Annotated in this window: 23 protein-coding genes and 3 pseudogenes; 9 read left to right on the plus strand and 17 right to left on the minus strand. The window is 70.4% G+C overall.

Annotated elements, in window-relative coordinates:
• Positions 1-179: 179 nt before the first annotated feature.
• Positions 180-1345 (minus strand): IS3 family transposase gene (locus M1E25_RS18230; protein WP_251416888.1). Its coding sequence is split into 2 segments (ribosomal slippage): positions 180-1058 and positions 1061-1345, totalling 1164 coding nucleotides; the frame shifts between segments, so codons are not numbered across the junction.
• Between the two features lie 212 nt (positions 1346-1557).
• Between M1E25_RS18230 and M1E25_RS18235 the strand changes: the two genes are divergently transcribed.
• Entirely contained in the window at positions 1558-1917 is a 360-nt protein-coding gene (locus M1E25_RS18235; protein WP_251416889.1) for a YciI family protein, read from the plus strand.
• Between the two features lie 71 nt (positions 1918-1988).
• Here the strand turns inward: M1E25_RS18235 and M1E25_RS18240 are convergent, their stop codons facing one another.
• Positions 1989-2267 carry a hypothetical protein gene (locus M1E25_RS18240; protein ID WP_251416891.1) on the minus strand — a complete coding sequence of 93 codons (279 nt, stop codon included), beginning with the start codon at positions 2265-2267 and terminating at the stop codon, positions 1989-1991.
• Positions 2268-2888: 621 nt separating this feature from the next.
• Here M1E25_RS18240 and M1E25_RS18245 point away from each other — a divergent pair.
• Together M1E25_RS18245 and M1E25_RS18250 are read left to right on the plus strand one after the other, a co-directional pair.
• Positions 2889-3530, plus strand: coding sequence for a DUF6461 domain-containing protein (locus tag M1E25_RS18245; RefSeq protein ID WP_251416893.1), 642 nt, complete (start codon positions 2889-2891; stop codon positions 3528-3530).
• 242 nt (positions 3531-3772) lie between these two features.
• Positions 3773-4141: pseudogene (locus M1E25_RS18250) on the plus strand (pyridoxamine 5'-phosphate oxidase family protein); the annotation flags it as partial.
• A gap of 136 nt (positions 4142-4277) precedes the next feature.
• Here the strand turns inward: M1E25_RS18250 and M1E25_RS18255 are convergent.
• Together M1E25_RS18255 and M1E25_RS18260 are read right to left on the minus strand one after the other, a co-directional pair.
• Positions 4278-4961, minus strand: a complete 684-nt coding sequence (locus M1E25_RS18255; protein WP_251416896.1) for a dihydrofolate reductase family protein — start codon at positions 4959-4961, stop codon at positions 4278-4280.
• A gap of 192 nt (positions 4962-5153) precedes the next feature.
• A complete protein-coding gene (locus M1E25_RS18260; RefSeq protein ID WP_251416898.1) occupies positions 5154-5681 on the minus strand; it encodes a DinB family protein in 528 nt (175 codons plus the stop codon).
• A gap of 103 nt (positions 5682-5784) precedes the next feature.
• Here M1E25_RS18260 and M1E25_RS18265 point away from each other — a divergent pair, with 103 nt between their 5' ends.
• On the plus strand, positions 5785-6801 hold the full coding sequence (locus tag M1E25_RS18265; protein WP_251416900.1) for a helix-turn-helix transcriptional regulator: 1017 nt from the start codon (positions 5785-5787) through the stop codon (positions 6799-6801).
• Positions 6802-6892: 91 nt separating this feature from the next.
• Here M1E25_RS18265 and M1E25_RS18270 read toward each other — a convergent pair whose 3' ends face one another.
• The 7 genes and pseudogenes from M1E25_RS18270 to M1E25_RS18300 all read right to left on the minus strand — a co-directional run bounded on the left by M1E25_RS18270 (position 6893) and on the right by M1E25_RS18300 (position 13828).
• A complete protein-coding gene (locus tag M1E25_RS18270; protein WP_251416902.1) occupies positions 6893-7792 on the minus strand; it encodes a polysaccharide deacetylase family protein in 900 nt (299 codons plus the stop codon).
• 322 nt (positions 7793-8114) lie between these two features.
• Positions 8115-9485: a UDP-glucose dehydrogenase family protein gene (locus M1E25_RS18275; RefSeq protein ID WP_251416904.1), complete on the minus strand. Its 1371-nt coding sequence runs from the start codon at positions 9483-9485 to the stop codon at positions 8115-8117.
• Positions 9486-9629: 144 nt separating this feature from the next.
• Positions 9630-10982 carry a glycosyltransferase gene (locus tag M1E25_RS18280; protein ID WP_251416905.1) on the minus strand — a complete coding sequence of 451 codons (1353 nt, stop codon included), beginning with the start codon at positions 10980-10982 and terminating at the stop codon, positions 9630-9632.
• Between the two features lie 62 nt (positions 10983-11044).
• Positions 11045-11215 (minus strand): hypothetical protein, encoded by a 171-nt coding sequence (locus M1E25_RS18285; protein WP_251416907.1) that lies wholly within the window; start codon positions 11213-11215, stop codon positions 11045-11047.
• Positions 11216-11465: 250 nt separating this feature from the next.
• Positions 11466-11960, minus strand: a pseudogene (locus M1E25_RS18290) (lamin tail domain-containing protein).
• Positions 11961-12161: 201 nt separating this feature from the next.
• On the minus strand, positions 12162-12782 hold the full coding sequence (locus M1E25_RS18295; RefSeq protein ID WP_251416908.1) for an L-threonylcarbamoyladenylate synthase: 621 nt from the start codon (positions 12780-12782) through the stop codon (positions 12162-12164).
• Positions 12783-12895: 113 nt separating this feature from the next.
• Positions 12896-13828, minus strand: coding sequence for a LysR family transcriptional regulator (locus M1E25_RS18300; RefSeq protein ID WP_251416910.1), 933 nt, complete (start codon positions 13826-13828; stop codon positions 12896-12898).
• 71 nt (positions 13829-13899) lie between these two features.
• Between M1E25_RS18300 and M1E25_RS18305 the strand changes: the two genes are divergently transcribed.
• Entirely contained in the window at positions 13900-14826 is a 927-nt protein-coding gene (locus tag M1E25_RS18305) for a 4-hydroxy-tetrahydrodipicolinate synthase family protein (protein WP_251416911.1), read from the plus strand.
• 9 nt (positions 14827-14835) lie between these two features.
• Entirely contained in the window at positions 14836-15369 is a 534-nt protein-coding gene (locus M1E25_RS18310) for a DinB family protein (RefSeq protein ID WP_251416914.1), read from the plus strand.
• A gap of 250 nt (positions 15370-15619) precedes the next feature.
• Here the strand turns inward: M1E25_RS18310 and M1E25_RS18315 are convergent, their stop codons facing one another.
• Positions 15620-16135 (minus strand): roadblock/LC7 domain-containing protein, encoded by a 516-nt coding sequence (locus M1E25_RS18315; protein ID WP_372501058.1) that lies wholly within the window; start codon positions 16133-16135, stop codon positions 15620-15622.
• Positions 16136-16742: 607 nt separating this feature from the next.
• Here M1E25_RS18315 and M1E25_RS25800 point away from each other — a divergent pair.
• Positions 16743-17321, plus strand: coding sequence for a hypothetical protein (locus M1E25_RS25800; RefSeq protein ID WP_308290449.1), 579 nt, complete (start codon positions 16743-16745; stop codon positions 17319-17321).
• Between the two features lie 218 nt (positions 17322-17539).
• On the opposite strand, the pseudogene M1E25_RS18325 reads toward M1E25_RS25800, so the two are convergent.
• From M1E25_RS18325 to M1E25_RS18345, 4 genes and pseudogenes are all read right to left on the minus strand, one after another.
• Positions 17540-17836: pseudogene (locus tag M1E25_RS18325) on the minus strand (nuclear transport factor 2 family protein); the annotation flags it as partial.
• A gap of 45 nt (positions 17837-17881) precedes the next feature.
• Complete coding sequence (locus M1E25_RS25805) at positions 17882-19441, minus strand: SMP-30/gluconolactonase/LRE family protein (RefSeq protein WP_308290443.1); 1560 nt, start codon at positions 19439-19441, stop codon at positions 17882-17884.
• 282 nt (positions 19442-19723) lie between these two features.
• Positions 19724-20923: an ROK family transcriptional regulator gene (locus tag M1E25_RS18340; RefSeq protein ID WP_251416916.1), complete on the minus strand. Its 1200-nt coding sequence runs from the start codon at positions 20921-20923 to the stop codon at positions 19724-19726.
• A 56-nt stretch (positions 20924-20979) separates the two neighbouring features.
• Positions 20980-22836, minus strand: a complete 1857-nt coding sequence (locus M1E25_RS18345) for a hypothetical protein (RefSeq protein WP_251416918.1) — start codon at positions 22834-22836, stop codon at positions 20980-20982.
• A gap of 242 nt (positions 22837-23078) precedes the next feature.
• Between M1E25_RS18345 and M1E25_RS18350 the strand changes: the two genes are divergently transcribed.
• The gene (locus M1E25_RS18350) at positions 23079-23894 is read left to right on the plus strand and encodes a hypothetical protein (protein WP_251416921.1); all 816 of its coding nucleotides are present in this window, start codon (positions 23079-23081) and stop codon (positions 23892-23894) included.
• 43 nt (positions 23895-23937) lie between these two features.
• Here the strand turns inward: M1E25_RS18350 and M1E25_RS18355 are convergent, their stop codons facing one another.
• On the minus strand, positions 23938-24753 hold the full coding sequence (locus M1E25_RS18355; protein WP_251416923.1) for an SDR family NAD(P)-dependent oxidoreductase: 816 nt from the start codon (positions 24751-24753) through the stop codon (positions 23938-23940).
• A gap of 316 nt (positions 24754-25069) precedes the next feature.
• On the opposite strand from M1E25_RS18355, the gene M1E25_RS18360 reads away from it, so the two are divergent.
• Positions 25070-25360 (plus strand): WXG100 family type VII secretion target, encoded by a 291-nt coding sequence (locus M1E25_RS18360; protein ID WP_251416927.1) that lies wholly within the window; start codon positions 25070-25072, stop codon positions 25358-25360.
• Positions 25361-25394 lie beyond the last annotated feature (34 nt).

Here is a 25394-nt window from a genome sequence, read left to right on the forward strand (position 1 = left end):
GCGGACAAGCGGCGGGCGATCGCGGCGGCGAGGGAGATCGCGCAGATCGCGGCCGATGAGCTGGGTATCACCGACGCCCTGGACTGCTTCACCACGGGGGCGCTCGGGGCGTGTGGCGCGACCTTTGTCAATCTGGCCACCAGTTTGGGTCTGCTGCACGGATAGGTGACAGTCGGGTTTCATGCCGCGAGGGCTGCGGCGGGTTTCATGGTGGTCTCGAACTCGATGGGGGTCAATCGGCCGAGCCGCGCTTGTCGGCGGCGTCGGTGGTAGGTCCGCTCGATCCAGCTGACGATCGCGATGCGGAGGTCTTCGCGGGTGGCCCAGGGGTGACGGTCCAGGACGTTGTTCTGCAGGAGCGCGAAGAAGGATTCCATCGCGGCGTTGTCGCCGGCGGCGCCGACTCTGCCCATGGAGCCGGTCAGGCGGTGACGGTTCAGGGCGTGGACGAATTTTCGTGACCGGAATTGCGACCCGCGATCCGAGTGGACGGTGCAGCCGGCCACTTGCCCTCTCCGGGCGACTGCGTTGTCCAGCGCGTTCACCGCGAGGCGGGCCTGCATCCGGTTGCTGATCGAGTAGCCGACGATCCGGCCCGACCAGGCGTCCTTGACCGCGCACAGGTACAGCTTGCCCTCACCGGTGGGGTGTTCGGTGATGTCGGTCAGCCACAGCTGGTTCATCGCGGAGGCGGTGAAGTCCCGCCGGACGAGATCGTCGTGCACCGGCGGTCCCGGCCTCTTGCCGTTCTTCGCTCGCTTCTTGCCGAAGGCCGACCACCAGGCGTTGTCGCGGCAGATCCGCCAGGCGGACCGCTCGCACATCCGCTGGCCGGCGGTTTCGGCTTCGCCGGCGAGGAACCGGTAGCCGAACTCGGGATCATCGCGGTGGGCGTCGAACAGTGCGTTCGCGCGGTAGGCCACGGTGATCTCCGCATGGGTCACGGGCTGATGGAGCCAGCGGTAGTAGTGCTGGCGGGAGAGCTGGAGCACCCGACACGCGACCGCGACGGGGATCCCGTCGGCGGCGAGCTCTCTCACGAGCGGGTAGAGCCTTTTGCCGGCAGGTTCGCCTGCGACAGATACGCCGCCGCGCGGCGCAGGACCTCGTTCTCCTGCTCCAGCAGACGGATGCGCTTCTTCAGCTCGCGGTTCTCCGCGGACTCGGTCCTGGTGACACCGGGCGTCTCGCCGTCCTCGACGGCGGCTTGGCGCATCCACTTCGACAGGGTCATCTCATGGATGCCGAAGTCCTTCGCGATCTGCGCGAGGGTGACGCCCTTCTCGCGGCTGCGGGCCACCCGCACGACGTCGTCACGGAACTCTTGGGGATAGGGAACGGGCACAGCGACATCCTTCCAGGCCGCCCTACAGGCAAGCCAGATCAGATGTCACCAGACCGTGCAGCAGACCCGCTGCTGTTCGGGAAGCAGCCGTGAGTCGGTGGGGTCGCGAGACCGGTTCTAGTCAGGCGGTGTTGAGCCGAGTCGCGTGCCGGAAGCTGTTCGTGCAATAGGTTTGAGGCAGGAGCCGGGCACAGCCTGAGAGAGGGAGCCACATGGCCGAGTACCTCATCTACTTCAATCAGCAGTGGGTGGGCGACCACACCGAGGAGTGGTTCCGCGGGCGCGGGCGGCTCGCCATGGCTGTGGTGGACGAGATGAAGGCTGCCGGCGTGTACGTGTTCGCCGGGGGACTGGAGGAAGAAGCCGACACGGCCTTCAGCGCTGACGCGACCAGCGGCAGGTTGAGGTTCACCGACGGCCCCTTCGTGGAGACCGAGGAGTTCCTGGGCGGGCTCACCGTGGTGGACGTTGCGGACGACGAGGCCGCCAGGATGTGGGCCGGCAAGATCGCGGAAGCGTGCGGCTGGCCCCAGGAGGTTCGCCGATTCAAGCCGCGGCCCGGAACCCGGTGAGCGCTCAGTGAGAGCCTGCTCCTGGTGACCAGGAGCGTGCGCCCTCCTCAGGTAGGCCGAGGATCAGTGGTTCAGCGCTGAGTCAGAGCACCCTCTTCGGTGACCGTGAGCCAGGCCTGGGGACCGCCCGGTGCGCAGTCACGGCCGTTGGGGTAGTCGGGCTTCGGGGTGACAGTGATCGATTGTTGGAGCACGGTGCTTCCGCGGTTGTCCTTGAAGGACAGCGTGACGTCCACAGGTTCGTGTGGAAGGTCGGGCACGACCACCCATCCCGGTGGCCCGGCGAACTCGGGGGTGGGTGGGGTGCTCGTCGCCGGAATCTCCGGTACGGCGGGGGTCTCGGTGGTCAATACGGGATTCCCGGGTTCCCTCGGTGGGTCCGGTGGGACCTCCCGCAGTCGTAGGACATCTCTCCGGCAGGCGCCGTCCCAGCAGATGAGCATGGTCGCATCGACAACCGTGCGCGCCAGCTTCGGCGCGACGCTCACCCGGATTCCGGTGTACGAGTCCATCAGGGTGCATATCTGGCCGGGGCCCCCACAGGCGATCAGCAGCGCCAGACCTGCCGGGAACGCAGTTGCACGGACTGCCCGCCTCGAATGCCGCACATCTCTTGAGCCCACCATGTCGCGTTGATAATGGCACAGCGTCAAGGTGCGGTCCCGTCCGTAAGACGTGCTCCCACGTGGGCGGCGGCTCTCGGCGGCGGAGCGTGGTCGATCGGCCATGTCGGGATGGATCAACTGCGTCCAGAGGGCCGGGGCGTTCAGCCCGGGCTTCTCGCCCAAGTACCGGATGCTGGACAAGGCCCCGTAGGGGGGACCTCCCCGGTCCGCGCACTGCGGTGCAACCAAGGTGACCGTGGCTTGCACGGTTCCCAAGCCGTGACAAGTTGCCGACCGTTGGTGGGGTGGCACCAGCTTCTCGCTGTGCCCCACCTGCCCGGTGTTGCGCAGGAGGGGAAATCAGCAATGCCCGACAACCTCGCATGGATTGCCGATGCCTGGGGAAGCGCGAATTTGAATGCCACCGACCTCTACATCACCTGCGCCCGCGGCCTCAGCCCTCGGCAGCTGGCCGAACGGATGGCCGATCATGAGCCTGTCGAAGTCGGACCTGCCCTCACCATCGAGGAAGCGTCCCGGATGGTCGACCTCACGCAGATCTACTGCGTCGGCCGCATGGGCCGAAGCGGCGACTGGTCGTTCATCGTTGAGTGCGGGGGCAGCGAAGGCTGGTCCCTCGACCCGGCAGTGTCCCGCGGCGCGGAGGTGCTGATATTCGACCCACGGCCGGATGATCCGCCCTCCTTCTTCAGGTACCTCGCCGACGGCGAGCTGCAGCTGCACTGCGAGTTGGGCTTCGGCTACGATCCTGCGGGCGCCCGGCCTGACCTGCTGCGCCCGGCGCTGGAAGCGGCCGGAGTCATCCCGCCGGAAGACAGCATCGACGACCTGTTCGGCGAGGCCGACGCGTTGTCGTCCGTCGAAGAGAAGCGCCGGGTGTTGAAGGTCGTCGGTGAGTGTTTCGGGCTGTCACTGCCGCGGCAGATGATCGAGCGCGGGAGTCTTCCTGTTGTGGTCACCCGCACTGCACCTCCGGCCTCCTGGTGACCACGAGCGTGCTCAGCGACCCTCACGGTGACGACGCAGAGCAGGAAGTCGCGGAGGCCGTCGCGGGCGAGTTGCAGCTCATGGATCCGCTGGTCCGCACGTCGCGCGAACGAGCCGCTGTCGAACGGCAAGCCGCCGTGATCGGCCGGCGCGGCCCGGGCCTCGGGTGTAGGACGCATGTCCGACGCGACCGGGCCGCATGACTCAGGTGCTCCGCCGGGCGGACGGGTGAGATGGGATGCATGTCTGATCCTGTGGTTCCGCCCGAGCCTGTTGTCCGCGACCGTCTTGCCGGGGAGAAGAACGTCTGGCTGTGCACTGTGCGTCCGGACGGTACTCCTCATGTGACGCCGGTCTGGTTCGTCTTCGTGCGGAACGCCTGGTGGATCGGTGCGGACAGCGGATCGGTCAAGATCCGCAACCTCGAGAATGCCCCGCAGGTATCCCTGGCGCTGGAGGACGGCCGGTTCCCCGTTGTGGCAGAGGGGGAGGCCGTGCTGCACCGAGGCCCGTTCCCGGAGCAGATCGTGCACGCCTTCGCCGCAAAGTACGGATGGGACGTCACGGCCCCGCGCCGACCGGACGGTAGCCGCGTGCTGCTCGAAGTTCCGGTCCGTCGCTGGCTGCTGGCGGGAGCGGCCCAGCGATGGATCCGCCGGATCGCGCTGTGTCCCGGAGGGGCTTCGACGGAAGCGGTCCGGCGCATGCACCCGCCGGCCGCGTCCCCAACCTCACAGGGCAATACAGCTAGGGCGACGTCCCCTCGTCGACCATCTTCATCTCCCGTACCTTCTCCGGATAGTCCTCCAATTCGAAGGAGCCGTATTCGGGCTTCCCCGCCCGCTCGTACGTGCAGTACAGGACCCCGCTCCCCGTCTGCTGCACGGCGGCGAGCTTCATCGCGGCGGGTACCGTCCCCTCGGCGAACAGCCGCTTGCCGGTGCCGAGGACCACCGGTTCGATCAGCAACCGGTACGCGTCGACCAGATCGTGCTGTTGCAGGGTGCGGATGAGGTTGCTGCTGCCCTGGACGTTGATCTCGCCGCCGGAGCGCTGCTTCAGCCCGGCGACCGCCTCGGCGACGTTCCCCCGGGCATCGCCGCGGAGCAGGTGCGCGTTGTTCCACTCCACCTGGTCCAGGGTCCGTGAGGCCACGTACTTGGGCATGGCGTTGAGCTTGGTCGCCACCGGGTCGTTCTCGTCGGTGATCCGCGGCCAGTGGGCGGCGAAGATCTCGTACGTCCTGCGCCCCAGCAGCAGCGATTCCATCCCGGCGAACTGCTCGACCATGATGCGGCCCATGTCCTCGTCGGCGTACGGGACCGACCAGCCGCCGTGCGCGAAGCCGCCCTCGCGGTCCTCGTCAGGGCCACCGGGGGCCTGGGTGATGCCGTCCAAGGTCATGAACGCCGATACGACCAGCTTGCTCATCGTCTTCTCCCCTCGAGGAGGTGGCGGATGTGTCTCCCCCTGGTCAGGCCCGGCCGGCGCGGAGAACCCGTCGTCGGCACGTCGCCTCGTGCAACCCATCCTTCACCACGGTGAGGGGGCTCTCCATCCGGAAGAGGAGAGCTCGCGACCGGCTGTCTCCGGCTGCCCCCGTGGACGCCGTGTACGGGCTGGTCAGCCCATGCTTTTCGCCCCGTCCAGGGACTCGCGGACGATGTCGGCGTGTCCGGCGTGCTGGGCGGTCTCGGAGGCGATGTGCATCAGCACCCGGCGGGCCGACCACCGTGCACCGGGCTCGAACCACGGGGCCTTGGGCAGCGGCTGGGTGGCGTCCAAGTCGGTTAGTTCGGCGACCAGTTCGTCGGTGCGACGGGCCACCTCGGCGTAGTCGGCCAGGACGCCGGCCAGTGTCTCGCCGGGCAGCAGCCGGAACTCGTCGGCCCGCCGGGCCAGGTCCTCCTCGGTCATCGAGGTGAAGTCGCCCATTGCGGACGGGCCGTCCAGGATGAAGTCCACCCAGCCCCGCTCCACCGCAGTGACGTGCTTGATGAGGCCGCCCAGGCACAGTTCGCTGACGGTGGTCCGCTGCGCCGCCTGCTCATCGGTGAGATCGCGGGTGGTGAACCGCAGGAAGTGCCGGTGCTTGGCCAGCGTCTCCAGTAGATCGGCTCGCTCGCCGGTGGTCAGGTCGTTGACGGTCATGTCTCCACCTTCCGTCGTTCCTGTCGTTCCTGCCGTCCCTCAAGGCCCACGCTAAGAGTAATAGCGGTCACTTTCTGACCTGAATACGGGAAGAATCGATGACATGGCGAACACCAGTACCCGGACGCTGCGGCTGCTTTCCCTGCTCCAGACCCACCGGTACTGGCCCGGGACCGAACTGGCCGACCGGCTCGGAGTCTCGGTGCGCACCCTGCGCCGGGATGTCGACCGGCTGCGCGAGCTGGGCTATCCGGTCGACGCGCAACGGGGCGTCGACGGGGGCTACCAGCTCGCGGCCGGTGCGGCCCTGCCGCCGCTGGTGATCGACGACGAGGAGGCCGTCGCCCTGGCCGTCGGGCTGCAGGCAGCCGCGCAGGACGCGGTGGAGGGCATCGCCGAGTCCTCGGTCCGGGTGCTCGCCAAGGTCGTGCAGGTGATGCCCGTGAGGCTGCGGAACCGGGTCGAGGCGCTGCGCGCGATGACCGTCCCCGTCCGCTGGGACGACGCGACCGGGCCGGCAGTCGACCCGGGCGCGCTCACTGCCGTCGCGCTGGCCTGCCGGGACAGCGAACGGCTCCGCTTCGCGTACACCGGTGCCGACGGCCGGGGGAGCGAACGCCACGTCGAGCCGCATCGGCTGGTCCGCATCGGCCGCCGCTGGTACCTGGTCGCCTACGACCTCTCCCGGAACGACTGGCGCAGCTTCCGGGTCGACCGGCTCACCGTCCCGCACGGCACCGGCTCCCGGTTCCGGCCGCGCGATCTGCCTGCGGACGACGCCGCTGTGTTCGTCCGGACCGGACTGGACAAGCTGCCCCGCCCGTACCGGGTGGAGGTCCTGGTCGATGCGCCGGCAGCGGTCGTGCGCGATCGGATCGGCCGGTGGAGCACTGTCGAGGAGGTCGACGCAGAGCACTGCCGGATGCGCATGACCACCGACTCGCTGGACTGGCCGGTCATGGCGCTGGGCGTCCTGGACGCCGACTTCCGTGTCCTCGGCCCGCCCGAACTGCTCGACCGGATCCACGCGTGGGGCGCGCGGTTCGGTCGGGCTCGGGGTGCCTCGCGACGTCGACCGCGCTCCTCTCGGTGGTGCTCGTCCCCGGGCAGTGACGGGTGATGCCGGGGAACGGGGACTCGGCATCCCCGGTACCGATCGGCCCGGCCTTCCGGGAACAGCTGAACGGCGAGGGCAAGCCGCGTCGGCGGGCTCAACGAGGGCCGGTGTTCTGTGTCCAGACATCCCGGATCGTTCGGTAGTCGGTCACGACGATTCCCTCCTGCCGGAGCAGGTCGTGTGCCTGCGGGGACATCAGGAATTCGTAGTCGGTGCGGCGGACCGGCCAGCCGTCGTCGACCGCCTGCGCGTCCGTGCCGCCGAGGCCGGGGTGGACGGCCCATTCGCTGAGTCCGGCCGGCAGTTTGTGCAGCAACCGGACGTATCGCGCCGCCTTTCCCTCGAGGTCGAGGGAGAAACTGTCCAGGAAGTCGTTGTCGATGACCGGCAACCCCCGCTGCCGCATCGCCTGCCGTTCGGGCTCCAGCCAGACCCGGACGGCGAGGCCGTACTCCGCGGCCAGTTCCACGGTGAGATCGAGGATGTCGTCCCGCCCGCCGTCGGCCAGGCAGTGGAAGTCGAGATGAGTGGGCGTGAGCCCCGCGTTCCCGACGGTGTCGATCTGCGCTCGGAACTCCAGCTCGATCTCGTCGAGACGGGCCTGACGGAGCAGCGCGGCACGTCCGGCCGGCGTCGGGGCGAACAGGTCGCCTGCCGCGTCGAGCAGCGAGGGGACGTCCTCCCCGGCGGCCATCGGTCCCCACCGGAGGCGGGGCGTCTCGCAGACCAGCGTGAGGTGGACCCCGAAGGGGACCCCTGGCCGGCGGCGGAGAAGCCGTATGGCTTCCGGCGCCGCGGGACACGGGGTCATCAGGCTGCACGAGGCCGCGATGCCCTGCTCGATGGACTCGATCACAGCGGTGTTGATCGAGGGGTGCGTCCCGAAGTCGTCGCAGTTGACGATCAGCACGCGGGCGCCCGGGGGATGCCCCAGTAACTCGCTCGACAGCACCGATGAAATAACGGTCTCGCGTGTCCGGTCGTCTCGGTCCATGCCCTGCAGTCTGCGACGCCGGGCCGGGAAGGGGCGTCTGTTCTCCCGCCCGTCCCGGCTCGGTCGGCGGAAGGCATACCGGTCATCCGTGACGGCACCGCCGCTCCCACTGGAGATGCAGGCTGAGCGCCCCGGGGGCAACCCTCCGGCAGCCCCCGGGGCAGGACGTCATCGACGTCGGCGGACCGGTCGAGCAGTCAACGTCCGTCCTGCAAGCGGGTCGCGGACGGATGGAGGTACGGGCAGGCCTACCCGAAGGGGGCGGCCCGACCTCACCGGTACCCCCGGCATGTCCGGCCCCGTCCCCCTCCGGCCGGCCGCGCTACGACACCACGGCGACGCGCTCGGCTGTCGCTGCGGAGGGACGTCCGAGCGCCCGGTAGGACCAGTCCGCCGCCTCCCACCGCGCACGATCCAGCGTGTTACGCCCATCGATCACGCACTTCTCGTCGACCATGGAACCGAGAACCTCCGGGTCGATCTCCCGGAACTCCTGCCACTCCGTCAGGTGCAGGATCACATGGGCACCCTGCGCCGCCTCCAGCGCGGACGAGGCGTACGACAGGCCGGGGAATGCCTTGCGGGCGTTGTCCATGGCCTTGGGGTCGTAGACCGTGACCTGCGCACCCTGCAGCAGGATCTGCGCCGCCACGTTGAGGGCCGGGGAGTCGCGGATGTCGTCCGAGTTGGGCTTGAAGGCAGCACCGAAGACTGCCACCCGCCGGCCGAGGAAGCTGCCGCCGCACTGCTCGCGGGCCAGTTCCACCGTGCGGGAGCGGCGCCGCATGTTGATGGAGTCCACCTCGCGCAGGAAGGACAGTGTCCGGCCAGTGCCCAGTTCGTCGGCACGGGCCATGAACGCGCGGATGTCCTTGGGCAGGCAGCCGCCGCCGAACCCGAGGCCCGAGTTGAGGAACTTGCCCCCGATCCGCTCGTCGTGGGAGAGCGCCTTGCTGAGCTGCACGACGTCGGCACCAGCGCTCTCACAGATCTCGGCCATCGCGTTGATGAACGAGATCTTCGTCGCCAGGAACGAGTTCGCGGCGGTCTTCACCAGTTCGGCGGTCGGGAAGTCGGTCACGACCAATGGCACGCCCTGGCCGATCGGGGTGGCGTAGACCTCCCGGAGCATCGACTCGGCGCGCTCGCTGCGGACGCCCACGACCAGGCGGTCCGGGTGGAGCGTGTCCCCGACCGCGAAGCCCTCGCGCAGGAACTCCGGGTTCCAGGCCAGTTCCGCCTGGTCTCCGGCCGGGGCAAGCGCTGCGAGGCGCTCGGCGAGACGGTCCGCGCTGCCGACCGGCACGGTGGACTTGCCCACGACCAGAGTCGGTCGCGTCAGGTGCGGGGCCAGTGCATCGACTGCCGCGTCGACATGGCTCATGTCGGCCGCCGTGCCATCGCGCTGCTGCGGGGTGTTCACGCACACGAAGTGGACGTCCCCGAACGCGGCGGCCTCCTCCCAGGAGGTGGTGAAGCGCAGGCGTCCGGTGGATCCTTCGAGCCCGGCGACGTGCTTGGCCAGGAGCTCGTCCAGCCCCGGCTCGTACATCGGTACCCGACCGGCCGACAGGGCAGCGACCTTCTCTGGGACTATGTCCAGACCCAGCACCTCGAAGCCCAGTTCGGCCATGCACGCGGCGTGCGTGGCGCCCAGGTATCCGGTCCCGATCACGGTGATTGTGGAGACCATGAACATCAACTCTTTCGAATGCAGTGTGTTTTCGACCGCGATCGTCCGGCGCCCGGGCCGTTCCGAGGGCATCGGTACGGCGACGCGATCACGTGTGCGAGTGACGGGCGTGCACCTCGGCTCGTTCCAAGACGGGCCCGTCCGTCAGGCGGGCTGCTTGACGGCCTCGATTGTCGAAGCCGCGCCGGTCGGCCGGCCCAGGGAGACCTCGGCGCCGTTCTGACGCGTACCCCAGCCGGTGTTGGCGCAGGTGGCGATGCCGTACCAGCGCAGCCAGCGCAGGACGGTCCAGGCGAGGACGATCGCCAGCGGCATGGCGAGCCAGGTCAGCACGCGCGACCGGATGCGCTCGTCCGTTCTGATCACGCCCAGGTAGCGCAGGCCCTGGGCCCAGCCGATGAGGAACGGGATCAGGAGCATCGACGCGGGAGGCAGGTTGTTGTAGGCGATCGGTTCCACCAGCAGCAGCCACACCATGACCGCCTGGACCAGCACCATCTGGTACCAGCGCATGAGGTGCAGCCAGAACGCGGGCCGGTCCAGCGGGAGATAGCGCATGCGCCACACCGAGCGGATCGTCGAGCCGCGCATCCACCGCAGGTACATGCGGGTGAAGTGCCCCCACTTCTCGGGCATCGCGGAGAAGACGATGGCGGACGGCTGCTGAACGGTCAGCCCTCGCATCTGTGCGTAGAGGGTGAGCAGGCTGTCGTCGCTGAACACCACCGGACGGCCCATGAACGTCTCGTTCAGGTAGGAGTCCAGGTTGTCCCGGACGACTCCGGCCCGATAGGCGGCCAGGGGACCGGAGTTCACGATGACGGACCCCATCGCGGACTGCCCTGACCGGTCGACGAGCTGGGATGTGACGAACCACAGGTCGGTGATCCTGGCCAGCAGGTTCACCCGGTTGTTCGTCGCGATCACGATGCCCGCGACCGACTGCACCCTGGGGCGGACGAAGGGGATCAGCACCTGCTCGATGGCGTTGGGCGCGAGGCAGGAGTCCGAGTCCACCGTGACGTAGACGTCGGCCTCGGGGCTGGCCCGCGCCGCGTGGGCCTGGGCATGCCGCTTGCCCCCGTTGGGAACGCGCTGCCAGGTGGTGACGATTCCGGCGAGACGGGCCTCCTGTTCCCACCAGCCGCGCACGTCGGCGTAGTCGGTGTTCGTCGAGCCGTCGTCCACGATGTGGACGGAGTCGGGCAGGCGTGTCTGGCGCAGAAAGGATTCCAGTCCCAGCCTGAGATACCCCGGGTCCTCGTTGAAGGCCGGTACCAGGACGGCCACATGGAGCTGTGCGAGCTGTCGAGCGCCTCGGGCGGTCAGCTTCCTTGGTCGCTCCACGTGGTACAGCAACGTCTGGACGAGGAAGATTCCGAAGAGGGACAGCCAGACCGGGGCCAGCCGGCCGATGGAGTGCTCGCTGTAGCGGGATGCCTCGACGGCGTGGTGCAAAGTCCACGCGGCGGCGAGTACCAGGACGACGATGCCCATCAGCACTGTGACGGAACGGTGCTGATGGGCCCCGAGAACGGGCGTCCTGCGGCGTCGCCCGCTCACTTCTCGCCGACAGCGCGATCAGCGCGGAAGCGGAAGCGGATGAGGCCGACACCCAGGAGAAGTGCGGCCGCCGCGGCGCCGAGCATCCAGCTGCCGACGTAGAACGTCGTGCCGCCTATGACCAGAGCCCCGGCGCCGGTCTGGGCGAGCTGCCCGTAGTCAGACATGAGGTCCCCCCTCGTGTGAAGATTATGCGATGATTCTTTGGTCAACTATACGGGTTTGTAGAGGCATTGTGAGCATTTTGCTGCCTTGGCTCTCTCGAAGCTTGCTTTCGGGATACGGATGCGCAGGTCGCTTCGACGATCCGGCCGGTCGAGGGGCCGAGTCGCGTCCGTTGGCCGGTGTCGGGAAACGATCCGATGCGCTCGTGGAGTGACCTCGGTCGCACGGTCCAACGGGTCCGCATGTGTCGGCTCAACTGTGCTGCCGGATGTAGCCGTTGCCGTCGGAGTCGGATCCGCTCCCGGTGCAGGAGTGCACATCCGCGCGGCTGTCAGAGGGCTTGTCGAGGTAGACCGTGTCGCGGTCGTTGTTCCACAGGAAGCTGCAGCTTCCGCGGTAGGCGACGTTCTTCGCGTCGGGGTCGGCGCCGCGCCCGCCGCGGAGCTTCACGTAGTCACTGGGCTGGAGGGTGTGGCTCGCGGTGAAGGCGAAGCGGTTTCCGGAGGCATCCTTGACGACGTAGCCCTTGAGGTTGACGGTCACCGACGGCGAGTAGTTCTTGATGGTCAGGTACTCCTCGTCCGTGTTGCCCGAGGAGTGGCCGTTGGAGTCCCGGCCGGGGCGTCGTACTGGATCCCGCGAACCTTCGACGCCGAGCTGTACTCGGTGGCCTGGGCTGGAGGTGCCGAGGAGGGGGCCCGGGGCGCCGGCGGCTACGGCGGCGTTCAGGGCGTGGCGCTTGTGCAAGGAAATCCCTCTCGGAGTCACATGAAACCGCGATTCGTGTGAACGACTCGTGAGGGATTGTGATGGTTGCGCGGTGAGCAAAACTGGCCACAGAACGACGTGAAACATGTGCCGTCGGGCAGGTCCCAGGTGAGGACCACGGGGATGTCTGCTCCCCGGACATCCCCGCGGCGTACAGGTGTGCCGACCCTCCGGTGGGGTTTATTCGAACCGCGTCGTGTCGCCCGCGCCCCGGCGGACGATCTCGGCCTCGCCCTCGGAGAAGTCGATGACCGTGGTGGGCTCGGTGCCGCAGTCGCCCGAGTCGAGAACGGCGTCCACCACGTGGTCGAGACGCTCCTTGATCTCCCAGCCCTGGGTCATCGGCTCCTCGTCGTCGGGCAGCAACAGCGTGCTCGACAGGAGCGGTTCACCGAGTTCGGTGAGCAGGGCCTGGGTGACGACGTGGTCCGGGATCCGGACCCCGACGGTCTTCTTCTTCGGGTGCAGCAGCAGGCGGGGCACCTCCTTCGTTGCGGGGAGGATGAAGGTGTAGCTGCCGGGCGTCGCCGCCTTGATCGCGCGGAACACGTCGTTGTCGACGCGCACGAACTGGCTCATCTGCGCGAAGTTCTGGCACACGAGGGTGAAGTGGTGGCGGTCGTCCAGGTTCCTGATCGACCGGATCCGGCCGATGCCGTCACGGTTGCCCAGCTGGCAGCCGAGCGCGAAACACGAGTCCGTCGGGTACGCGACGAGCGCGCCGGACCGGATGCTGTCGACCACGTTGCCGATGGTGCGCTGCTGGGGATTCTCGGGGTGCACGTCGAAGTACTTCGCCATCCGCCGACCCTACGCGACGAGGTCGCCCGTGGTCAGGGTCGGAACGGTGTCGAGGGGCCGCAATGGCAATCAGGCCGGGGTCCGGGGCCGCGGGGGAGCCGCTGCGTCTTACCTCACGACGGGATGCGCAACTCCGGGGGGACGGCGGCGCGCAGGGCAGTGGTGATCGCGGCGACGGCGGGGTGTCCGGCGGCGCCGCGACGGAACGCGATCCTGGTACGCCGATGAATCGGCAGTCGGGTCAGCGTCACTCCCGGCACCGGTTTCCCCACGCCGAGTTCAGGCACCAGAGCAACGCCCTGTCCGGCCGCGACCAGGGCCAGCACGGTGGCGAACTCGTCGACCTGATGCCGGGTGCGCGGAGTGAAGCCGGCGGCCTGGCAGGCGCGGAGCGTCATCGCGTGGCAGAGGGTGCCCGGGGTCGCCGTGATCCAGGGCGCGTCGCGCCAGTGGGAGACCGCCGCGCCCTCGGCTGTCCCGCACGCCCCCGCGGGGGTCCCCGCGAAAGCCCCCGCTGAGGGCGCGGCGAGCGAGAGGGACTCGGTGCAGAGGGGTTCGGTGGCCAGGCCCGGCTCCGCGGGGGACGGCACGAAGTCGTAGTCGTGGACGAGGGCCACGTCCAGCTCACCCGCCCGCAGGGCGTTGGCGACACCCGCCGGGTCGATCTCCGAGACCATCGGCTCCAGGCCGGGGTGATGAACGGCGAGCGTGGTCAGCGCGGTCGGGACGATCGCCCGCGCCGCGGTCGGAAACGTCCCGATTCGCAGCGGGCCCGCCAGACCCCGGCGGGCATCGACCAGCTCCGCCGAGGCCTGTTCCAGACGCTCGAGCACCACCTCCGCGTGCCGGACCAGATTCCGGCCCGCAGGGGTGAGGACGACCCGACGCCCCGTCCGTTCCAACAGCGCCACGCCCGCCTCGCGTTCGAGCGCACTGAGCTGTTGCGACACCGCAGAAGGGGTGAACGCGAGGGCATCGGCGACGGCAGCGATGGTGCCGCGCAGGGACAGTTCCCGCAGCAGGCGCAGTCGTCGCACGTCGAGCATCAGCACAGCTTATGCTGAGACCAAGAAAAGCGAACTGGACCTACCGCATGGCCTGGGCCACCCTCGTGCGCATGGTTCAGGACGCGTCCCCGCGCGGGATTTTCGTGCCGCTCGTCACCCCGTTCACCACCGATGGCCGGATTGCGGTGGACGCCCTGGAAGGGCTTGCCCACGGAGTGCTGGAGGCGGGGGCCGACGGGCTCGTCGCACTCGGTTCCACCGGTGAGGCTGCCGCACTCGACACCGAGGAGAAAGCGGCGGTCATCGACGTGTGCGCCCGGGTGTGCCGGGAACGGCACGCATCCCTGCTGATCGGCGCGGGGAGCAACGACACGCGCAGCAGCGCGCTGGCCCTCGCCGAGCTGAAGCGGTGGCCGGAGGCGACCGGGGCGCTCGTGGCGGTGCCGTACTTCACCCGCCCGTCCGAGGCCGGGGTCCTGGCGCACTTCACGCGGCTGGCGGCGACGAGTCCCGTCCCGCTGGTCATCTACCACATCCCGTATCGCACCGCGCAACCGCTCGGGGCAGCCACGCTGCGGTCGCTGGCCACCCTGAGCGGGGTGAGCGGGGTCAAGTACGCGACGGGCGGCGTCGACCAGCCGGTCCTGGACCTCCTCGGTGACCTGCCGCCGCAGTTCTCGGTGCTGGCCGGCGACGACCTGTTCCTCTCCCCGATGCTGGCCCTCGGCGCCGCCGGCGGCATCCTCGCCTCGGCACACCTGGCCACCGGCCGTTTCACCGAACTCGCCACGGCCTGGCGCACCGGTGATGTGACGAGGGCCCGGCTGCTCGGCCACGCGCTGGCCAGGCTCTCGGCCGCCGCCTTCGCCGAGCCCAACCCCACAGTGATCAAGGGGGTGTTGTATGCCCAGGGCCGCATCCCCACCCCGGACGTCCGGCTGCCGCTGCTGCCCGCCCGCCCGGCCTCGGTGGAGGCGGCGCTGAGCGTGCTCATGCATCTCGCGGTCCCCGAGGTGCCGACGGCGGAACGTCGCTAGCGTCGGTGCATGCAGACACCACCGGAGCGCGTGCCCGCTGTCCTGGACGGCCCCGGCGTCGATGTCGACGACCCGCGCGAGCTGCTCATCGGCTACCTCGACTGGTACCGCGAGGCACTGATGCGGAAGATCGCGGGGCTGTCGGACGAGCAACTGCGCACCCCGGTCGAGCCGCTGGGGTGGTCGCCACTGGGCCTCGTCAAACACCTCGGCTGGGTCGAGCGGCGGTGGATGCGCTGGGGGTTCGCCGCCGAAAGCGTCCCCGCGTACCTCCCGGGTGGTGACGATGCCGAGTGGGACGCCCCCAAGGGGCAGTCGGCCGATGAGGTCCTGGCCGACTACAGAGTCGAGCTGAACACCTCACGGGCATTGGCCGCCGATGCCGCCCTGGCCGACCGGGCCCGTATCGGCGGCCGTTTCCGGACGGCCGAGGAGGCGCCGGCTCTCGGGCGGATCCTGTTCCACCTGCTCCAGGAGTACGCGCGCCACGTCGGGCAGTTGGACGTCGCCCGGGAGCTCATCGACGGAGAGACCGGCGAGTGACGGACCGGTGAGCGGCGGTCGGCGCCTGCCCCGACAGCGCCGTAATCGCCATCCCCGATACACCGTGTTCGACGGTGTTGGCCTCGCGTGATGCCCGTGCGGTTGCCACTCCCAGGCCGAATGGTCCCGTTGGGTCAGGATGCTGACGGAGAGCTGACGAAGGGCTCCTGGAGACGAGGCCCCGAGTGACGGTCCTCGCCCCGCGGTTTCCGGTCCGGAGCCGCGGACCGGAAACCGCGGCGACGGACAATCACCGGTCGCGCACGCTGAATGCTGTCAGTTCGTTGCGCAGCTCCGGGGTGAGGACGTGACCGGCCCGGCCCACGAACAGCGACATGTGGTAGGCCACGGCGCTCGCGTCGCAGTCCGGCGCGGCCTCCACACCGAGCAGCGAGCCGTCGCTGATGGACATCACGAACACACTGCCCTCGTCCATGGTGATCACGGTCTGCTTGACGTCTCCGCCGTGGATCAGCTCGGAGGCGCCGTCCGTCAGCGCGCCGAGGCCGGAGACGACAGTGGCCAATCCGGCGGACCGCTCGTCCGGAGAGGGACCGTCCTCTCCTGCTCCGGCCGGGCCGGGGTCGGTGGCCAGGAGCAGCACTCCGTCCGAGGAGACGACCGCCACGGACCGGATGCCCGGTACGCCCTCGACCAGGCCGGTCAGCAGCCACTGCAGGTCGTCGGCGGCCTTGCTCAGACCTTTGGCCGCCCGGGCGCCGTCCCGGTCGCCCGGCCCCTCGTTGCGGTTGGTGAACGCGTTCAACGCGCTTGCCTCCTCGATTGCTCAACGTGCTTCGGCGCGCCTGCCGGTGCCCCGAGTCCCGCCCCTCGTTCGGAGCGGGCCCTGGTCGGGCACACGCCGTCAGGGGGTGCTCAAAAACCGTGCGCCGGACGACGATGCCCGGTGGCTGGGCGTGCTCAACCGGACTGAAGAGTTCCGGTACTTGACGAGACGTCGGTTGATCGTCAAGCGGTTGCAATTCTGCCGCTTCGATGACGCGGAATGATCTCCAGGTGACCGAAAATGGCCTATTCGATTCGGTATTTGAGTTGGCTTTCTGTGCGGCATCGGGCACCCCGGCGGCGTCTCGTCCCCGGCCCGGACACCCCGGCGCGCGCCGCCCCGCTGCGCTGAGCCCGAGCCGTCCGCCGCTCTGCCGGCGTGCCGGCGGCCGCTCCCGCCTCCCCGGTACTGCCCAGGTGCTGCATGCGACGCCCCGCAGCACCGGTCCCCACGCGCGCGGGTCGAGCAGGGCCCGCGGCGACGACTCCACCCCGAACTCCCGGTACAGCCGCCTGTCCGGGCCGGCGACCACGGCGAACGGCAGGTCCGCCACGTAATCCCGCAGTTCCCCGGCGGGGGAGAGACGGTGCTCGGGATTCTCGCCGACGCCGGGATCCGGGGCGAGCAGCAGGCCGTCGCCCTGCGCGGCCTGATCGGCTACGTCATCGGAGCCATCCAGCTCGAACACCTGGGGCCGCTGTCCGGACGGGGCACGGTCGCCATCACCGAGTTGCCCGACACCGAGTTCCCGCATCTGACCGAGGTCGCCCGGCACGCCCGGGAGAGTGGACGCCGACCGGGAGTTCCTCGGCGGCCTCGACCTGCTGCTGCGCGGTCCGGGCGCATGAGCCCGGGCGGTCCGGGCGACCGCCCGCGCGGCACCCCGATCGGCTGCCCTGCGCATGCGGATCCCCCTCGCCGCGTCCACCCTGGTGGCATGGCCGGACGTCCGCCCGTCGTGATCCACCCGCCGCTGCCGGGTGGCGGCCGTCGTGTGCACGCCGACGGCGAGGACCTCGGGCTGGCCGGAGGCCCGGCCGACGTCCTGGAGTTCCTGCGCCGCGCCGGCCTCGACCCGGACCGGGTGAGCCTCGACGACACCAACCTCATCGAATGGCGGGGCGGCGGCCCGGACATCTGGGAGCAGCCGCCCGAGCCCGGGTGAACTGCGCGGTTCGCGTGCTCACGGGCATCCGGGCGAACGGCCCGAGCCCGGACGGGGCACCGGGGGAGCCTTCGCCCTGTGCCGTCGGATCGGCTGAACAGGCGGCCCGCCACCCCGGCGACGGGCTCGAACCCGGAACGGTCCAGTAACTCCCGGCCGCGGAGGATCCGCTCGTCGCGGACCGCCCGGAACGACGCCACCCGGTGCAGGCCCACGGTCTCGTGCGGGACCTCCACCTCCGAGACGACCTGGCCGCCGTCGGCCACGATCCGCAGCACTCTGATCGACCAGCCCTCCGGGTACTCCGCGTTGAGGCTCACGAAGTTCCCGCTCCCCACGATCCGCTCGCCGCTGACCGGCCGTTCCACGACCAGGTCGTCGGCCAGCAGCTCGCGGACCCCGGGCCAGTCCCTGGCCTGCATGCGGCCCACATCTCCCGAACAGTCCGCTCCGGTTCCATGGCACGCATCCCGGCAGACGACCGACCGCCGGATCCGGACAACGCCGAAGGCCATGACGCCCGTCCTGGTGCGGCATGGCCTTCGGCAGCTGGAGCCGGTTCAGCCCTGGGGCGTCGTGCCCACCCGGGCGGTGTCCTGAACGGCCAGGTATCCGCCGGCGCCGGCGAACGAGGCGAGGTAACCGTGCCGGTTCAGGTCGGTGTAGAGGCGAAGCGACGTGCGGGCCCCGTCGACGGTGGCGGCGCACTCGGCCACACCCCGGCTGTCCGTGACCGCCGAGCACAGCGTCCTGCTCTTCGCGGTGTTCGTGAACGTGACGGTGCGTCCGTCGAGCGGGGTCCCGCCCGCCGTGGTGAGGGTGGCGGACAGGCCCGTGACCCGCAGCCGCGGGGGCAGCAGCCGCAGCTCCTCGGTGCCGTCCCGGGCCACAAGCCGCGTCGTGGCTCCGTGTCCGGGCGGAATGGTGACCTCCGGTGACGGGTCCGAGCTCCGGCCGGTCGCTCGCGCCGCGTTGGTGGCCGTGACCGTGAACGTGTAGCGGTGGCCCGGAGCGAGCCGCTTGACGGTGATCGGCGAACCGGCGCCCCGGGCGGCCTGCCCGCCGCGCGACGGGTGGGTGAGGTCGGCGGCCGTCACGGTGTAGCCGGTGACCGACTCGGACGGGCCGGCGGTGAACGACACGATGGCGTGCCGCTCGCCCGGCGCCGCCTTCACGTTCGTCGGTGCGGCCGGGTACGGCGGGAAGGCGACCCCGGCCGGGGTGCTCAGTCCCGCCACCGGAACGGTGGACTGCCCGCCGCCCGGCGCCACCTGTACCACCCGGTCGTTGCCGAAGTCGGCGATGAACAGGCTGCCCAGGCCGTCGACCGCGAGCCCCTGCGGAGAGCTCAGCCCGGTGGCAGGGACGGTGGTCTGCCCGCCGCTCTCGGGGACCTTGACCACCCGGTTGTTGCCGCTGTCGGCGATGTACAGGTCGCCGTCCGGGTCGAGCGCCAGTCCGGTGGGCTGGGAGAGACCGCTGGTCGGCACGGTGGACTGCGGGCCGCCGGCCACGGGCACCTGCACCACCCGGTCGTTGACGAAGTCGGAGATGTACAGCTCCCCGTCACCGTCCAGCGCCAGCCCGTACGGGTGGAGCAGCCCGCTGGTGGCGACCGTGCTCTGCGGGCCGCCGTTCAACGGGACCTTGACCACCCGGTCGTTGAAGCTGTCGGCGATGTACAGGTTGTTGCCCTCGTCGAGCGCGAGCCCGATCGGCCGGAGCAGGCCGGTGGTGGGGACGGTGGTCTGCGGGCCGCCGCCCGCCGGCACCTTGACGATCCGGCTGTTCACCGTGTCCGAGACGTACAGGTTGCCGGCGGCATCGAGGACCATCTCGGTGGGCCGGGTCAGGCCGGTGGTGGGGACGGTGGTCTGCGGACCGTCGGGCGGCAGCTCGAACACCTGGTTGTCGGTGTAGTCGCTGACGTAGAGCGGCGCGCTGCCCGGGGCAGGCTCGCCGGCCGGTGGGGGCGGTGCCGCCGCGGCGAGACCGCCCATGCACAGCATCACGGTGCCCATCGCCGCGGTGAGCCGGACCTGCCACGAGCGCCGGCCGCGGGGACGGCCCGGAGGCCGCGAGCGTGATGCGAGGAAACCGGGCTCGGAGAACCGGCCCATGACACACCCACCTGTTCTGGACGGTCGGCGTGACGCCGTACCCGGCCCGGCAGAGACGGCGGGCGTCCCGTGGCCGCTCGTGGGGGAGAAGCCGGGGACGCCGTTGACGTGACGGTCCGCCGCCGAATGCCGTCCCGATGCGCCGGTCACCCGGCTGCGGGCCGTCAGCCCTCGACCCTAGGGACCGCCTGTGCAGGCCCGTCTCCACCACGCCACCGGCCCGCCCCGGTCCACCCCAACGGCAGAGGCGGCTCCCGTGCTCCTTCACGAGGGAAAACGCGCTCAGGAAATCGGTGCACGGACGGCCTCGCGGACGACCAGGCACGCCGCGCCCCGGGCCCACATGTCGTCATGGACCGGATGAACCCGGACGAGGCAGTCGCGGGCGGCGTCCGAGAAGGCGTGCTCTTCGAGGGTTGCGGTCATCGCGGGGCCGAACAGGTCGTATGCCGCAGCGCCCTCACCGGCGATGATGATCTTCTGAAGGGCCAGGAGGTTGCAGAGCCCGGCCAGGCCCCGTCCGAGCGCCGTGCCCGCATCGGCGAACGCAGCGCGGGCGGCTTCGCCCGCGGCGCCGGATCCGTCCCTGGCCAGGGCGGCAGCTTCGGTGATGGTGGCGCAGTCGAACGGTCCGGCGATGCGGATGCGGTCGAGGACGGCGCCGTCCGAGGCCAGGGCCTCCAGACAGCCGCGGCGCCCGCAGCCGCACAGCGACCCCCGGGGATCGATCGGGAGGTGACCCAGTTCACCGGCCATGCCCGTGGCACCCGTGTAGAGGGAGCCGCTCAGCAGCAGTCCACAACCGATGCCAGGGCCGACCGTGACCACCGCGAAGTCGTCCACGTCGCGTCCCTGACCGAACCAACGTTCCGCCACCACCAGGGTGTTGACGTCGTTGTTGACCACCACCGGCATGCCCGTGGCGGCCTTCAGCGGACCGGCGACGTCGACCGACCGCCAGCCGAGCATCGCCGAGTACCGGCATGTGCCGACTGTCGGCTCGACGTGACCGCTCACCCCGACGCCGAGGCCCAGCACCCGGTCCGCCGCACCGTCCGGCGCCGCGTCGAGAAGCCGCCCGGTCAGCGCGGCGGCTGCCGACAGCGCCGGCCCGGGCGAGCAGTCCTCGAGGGGCTGCTCCGCCCGGGCCAGTACCTTCGCCGCCATGTCGGTCACGACCCCCGCCACGCGGTCGGGCCCGATCTTGACGCCGACGACGGTGTGCTTGTCCGGGTTGACGCGCAGCATCCGCTGGGGCCGGCCCCGCCCGAGCGAGACCGACTCCGACTCGCGCAGATAGCCGCCCTCCAGCAACGGCGGCAGCATCCGGGTCACGGAGGAATGGGCCAGGCCCAGACGCCGGGCCAGGCCCGTCCGGGAGACGGGACCTCCGGTCAGCACCGAGGCGAAGATCTCCGCCCGGGTGTGCCCGCCGATCAGATCCGCCGTCGGGATCCGTGCCTGGCCGCCCGCCGAACCCATTCCCCCGTGCCTCCCCTTGAACTCCCGGCGGTCCCGAACCCGCGCTGTTTCAGCGCTCAGCGTCGTTCGACGTGATTCAGCGCGATCGAACCGCTGTCCCCGGGGGCCCGCATGACGGTCACCAGATTCTCACCCGCGGAGAGCACCAGGGTGCCGGTGGCCGTGCGCCAGCCCCCGCCGGTTGCCGGGAAGGAGAGCCGCTGCGCCGGGGCGACCGGCGTGCGGTCGGGCTTCTCCGCACCCACGGTGAGCTGCGACGCCCCGTCGGCCCGGTAGCGGTAGCCGATCCCGTAGGTGCCGGCGCGCGGTGCGTGGATCGCGAACGTGACCGAGGCCCCGTCCTTCCCGATCTCCGCATACCCCATGGCGTCGTGGCCGTCGAGGGTGTTGCCGAAGCCGGCGCCTCCGCCCCAGGCGGCGAACGCGGCCTGGTAGCGGGCAGCCCGTCCGTCCGGGAAGACCTTGACCAGCAGGGTCCCGTGCGGGGGCAGTTCGGCCGCGACCGTGCCGAGCCGGCCGAGTTCCTTGTGCCGCCACAGGTCGCGCACGCGGGCCGGGCCCTTGATGCCCAGCGCGGACAGGTCCAGCGACCGCCTCGCCGGGGCGTCCGAGCGGTTGAACAGCGCCACCGCCCAGCTTCCGTCGGGCAGTTGGCCCGCCCAGCGCTCGCTGTCCCGGCTGGAGGGATCCGAGGAGAACGGGTTCGCGCTGTGGAAGTAGGGCTTGCCGACGAGCCCCTGCCGGTTGAGCTCCAGCACCTCCGGGTTGGTGTAGACCCAGCCGTGGTCGGCGATGTCACTGTGCAGGTCGGCGATGGTCAGCGGCGAGCCGGCCACGGTCATGAGGGTGGCCATGGTGCGGCGTTCGTCGTCGTTCGCGAACGTGTGGGCGCGCAGGAAGTCGCCGTCGAGGATGAGCTGTCCACGGCCGGACCGGTCGGCGTAACCGGTGAAACCGAGGAACGGGTTGTGCCAGTTGGGCCACATGTCCTGCCACGACTGCCGGCCGCCGCTGAGCCGTTCCCAGCCGCCCTTGTCGGTGTCGGCGTTGATGCGGATCAGGTCACCGCGCCTGACCTCGGCCTCGGCGTGGTCGAAGAGATGCGGCATGACGAGGGACAGCTCCATGTCGTCCCCGGTCGCCTCGTCCATCCAGCGCAGCGCCGTCTCGTAGTTCTCCCGGCCGTGGCCGATGCCGACGGTGCCGAGGTTGGCGTCCTGCCCGTCCTCGTACCAGGACAGGAAATCGACACGCAGATACGGGACGCCCATCCGCTTGAAGTACTCGACGTATCCCTGGACATACTCCCGGGCGCCTTCCTTCGTGACGTCCACCCAGTACAGGGTGTCGCCGCCGATGCCCTTCGCGAAGAAGTCGCCCTCCGTGACGATGTCGGCGATGCGGACGTCCGGACGGCCCACCACCGTCTTGGAAGTGTCGGCCACCGCCGCCTTGTGCACCCACAACGGGTTGTAGTACACGCCGAGCTGCATGTCCTTGGCCGCGAGATAGTCGGCCCAGTACGCCCAGTCGTGCTCCCAGCCGTCGTTGTAGGTGACGACGTAGCCGTGCTCGGTGGTCCGGGACGACCCTTCGATCCAGCCGTCGGTGCACGCCATGCGGTAGCCGTGGGACGCGAAGTCCCGCGCCAGCCAGTCGATGTTCGCCTTCCACTCGGCCTCGGGGATGGGCGCGTTGTGCGGGAACGCCCAGCCGTAGATGCTCCAGTACAGGGGGCCGGCGCCGGAGCGGGTCCAGACGCTGTTGCGGGAGGCGATCGGCAGGGAGGCCCCGGTGGAGGGGGAGGCCGCACCGGCCACCGGGACGGCCCCGGCGGCGGGCGCCGAAGCGAGGAGCGTGCCGGTCGCCACCGCACCGGCACCGGCTATGACGGATCGTCGGGAGATCGTCATGGTTCTCCGTCCGTGTTGCGCGGCGGGATGCCGCTGAGTTGGCTCGGGGGGCCTTCGGAGTCTGTTGCCGGCGATTTTTGTGCGTCAAGCAAAAAACAGGGTTTTGCCCAACCGTGATGCCTGCTGCCGTCCCACCCGGGGGGGGATGCCGGGCGTCGTCCGGGCGTTTGTGGCTCATCGCAGGGGGGAAGCGCCCAGCGTGGCCCGGCCCGGGCCTCCCACCCCGAGCAACGGAGTCGAACGTGACGATCACCGATCCCGGTCACGGACCACGCGCCGACGAGGCCGGTACCACGAGCAGGACCAAGCGCCGGTCCGGCAGCCGGTTCGCCGGATCCAGATCCTGGAGGGCCGGCGCATCCGGCAGCATGGACTTCACCGCGCGGGTCGGCGCTGCCTGCGCCGCCCTCTGTGCCGTCCTCTATCTCGGGTGCATGACCCACACGCTGGCCGACCACCGGGACTGGGTGGGTGTGGCCGCCTTCGTGGTCGCCCTGGTGTTCGCGGCTCTCGCGCTGCTCACCGCCGCGCCGTACGTCATACGCGGGGACCGGCCCGCCGTCCTGCTGCCGCGCGCGACGATGTGGGGGACCGGAATCGTTCTCGCCACGCTCCAGCTCATCGCCGCGGTGCTCGGCGACGCCGAGTTCTCCATGGTCGCCGTCATCGGGATCACCGCCGCTCTCGCGGTGCCCTGTTTCGGCGAACTCGCCGCACAGCCGGCCCGCGGCCCCCGTAGCGGGCGTGTCCCGGGCGAGGGCCACCGCACCCCGGCGTCCGCCGCACCGGGTGCGGCGACCGCAGCGGAGCCCGCTGCTCCGGCCCCCACCGCCGATTCCGAGACGGTTTCCGTGCCTGCTCCGGGATCCCGCCCCGCGGCCGGGACCTCCGGCATCCGGGGAAACGCCCACCCGCCCGCCGGCAACCCTGTCGAGACTGCCGGCCCCGCGGTGCCCGCTGCGCCGGCCGCGTCCGAGCCGGGAGTCGTGCCCCCGCCGCCGCAGGAGCGCCCGGTCGCGGACCGGCTGCGCAAGAGCGACCGGCTCCGCAAGGAGTGAACCACCGCTCCGCACGGGCCCGTTCGGCCGCCGGGCCGGGGACTCAGCGCAGGGTGATGACGTTCCCCGTGACCAGGGCCGCCGCGTCGGAGGCGAGGAAGGCGACGGCCTCCGCGACCTCCTGCGCGGCGGCCACGTGGAAGTGCGTGCCGCTGTCGGCGACGAACTGCCGCACGGCATCGGTGACCCAGCCGGTATCCGTCACCGGTGGATGCACCATGTTGGCCGTGATCCCCACATCGCCCAGTTCCAGGGCCGCGGACATCGTGTAGTTCGTCTGGGCCGCCTTCGCCGCGCCGTAGGAGACCTCGCCGGGGAAGCCGAGTTCGCCGCCGGACGTCAGGCCCACGATCCGCCCCCAGTCGGCGCCGCGCTCGCGGTGGCGCCGGGCGAACTCGGCGATGAGCAGCGCGGGGGCCATGGCGTCGACGCCGAACTGACGGGACCAGGTCTCGACGGTCACCGGCTGCTGTGGCCGCCCGACGTGATCGGTCTCCCGTTGGCCGAAGGAGTCCTGGACCCAGCTGCTGGCGTTGTTGACCAGGATGTCGACGGGCCCCAACTCCCCTTCCGCGGCGTCGAAAACGGCGGCCGCGGACGCCGGATCGCTGAGGTCCGTCTCCAGGGCCGCGGCCTGCCCGCCGGCAGCGCGGACAGCGGCGACGACCTCCTCGCCGCCGCTCGCACGGTTGTGTCCGTACGTCTCGGGGGTTCCGGGGTCGACCGCCGCGTCGAGCCGCAGGTACGTGCACAGCACCGCGGCTCCCCGGGCTGCGAGGAGCGATGCCGTTGCGGCCCCGATGCCGTGGTTGGCGCCGGTGACGACCGCCACCCGGCCGGTGAGAGGTTTCTGTGCCATGCCCCACGCCTACCAAGGCGGGGGGTGCGGGCGCCACGGTTTTTCGGGGCCGTCGCTGTCCGGTGGCGCGGGCCCGAATTCGTAGCGCGCGGCCCGATCCCGCCGGTGCCGGAGCCTGGCCGACGCCGCCCGGCGGGGGAGCGCCGATGACGCGTGGTCCGGTCCCGGACGACCTTTCCGATGGGGCGCTTTTGAACAGGACATGTCTATTAGGATCCGGATCGGCAGGACATGGATCCATGGGGGGTGAGTCCGGCGAACTTCGTGGAGCAGCGCCTGGGAGGGCGGCAAGGAGCTGGTCGGCGACGTCGCGGGCGTGGCCAAGGACATCGTGATGGCGCCGGCGGAGATCGCCCGCTGGGCCCTGGGCGAGATGTTCGGCACCACCGACGAACTGCGCCGGATCGCGGGTGAACTGGAGACGCTGAGCCGGCAGATCGAGACGCTCACCCGGGAGATCAAGTCGGCGGTCGAGAACCTCGATTGGCACGGAGCCGCTGCTGACGCCTTCGTGGCGCACGCCGGTCAGCGCATCAAGGAACTCACGGTCGTCGCCGACGAACTCGAAGCGCTCGGCACGTCGATCAGGCGTCTGGCCGACGTGTGACCAGTACCGACCACTGACCGGGCCGGGGTCCGTC

The organism is Streptomyces meridianus, assembly GCF_023703325.1.
GTDB lineage: Bacteria > Actinomycetota > Actinomycetes > Streptomycetales > Streptomycetaceae > Streptomyces > Streptomyces meridianus.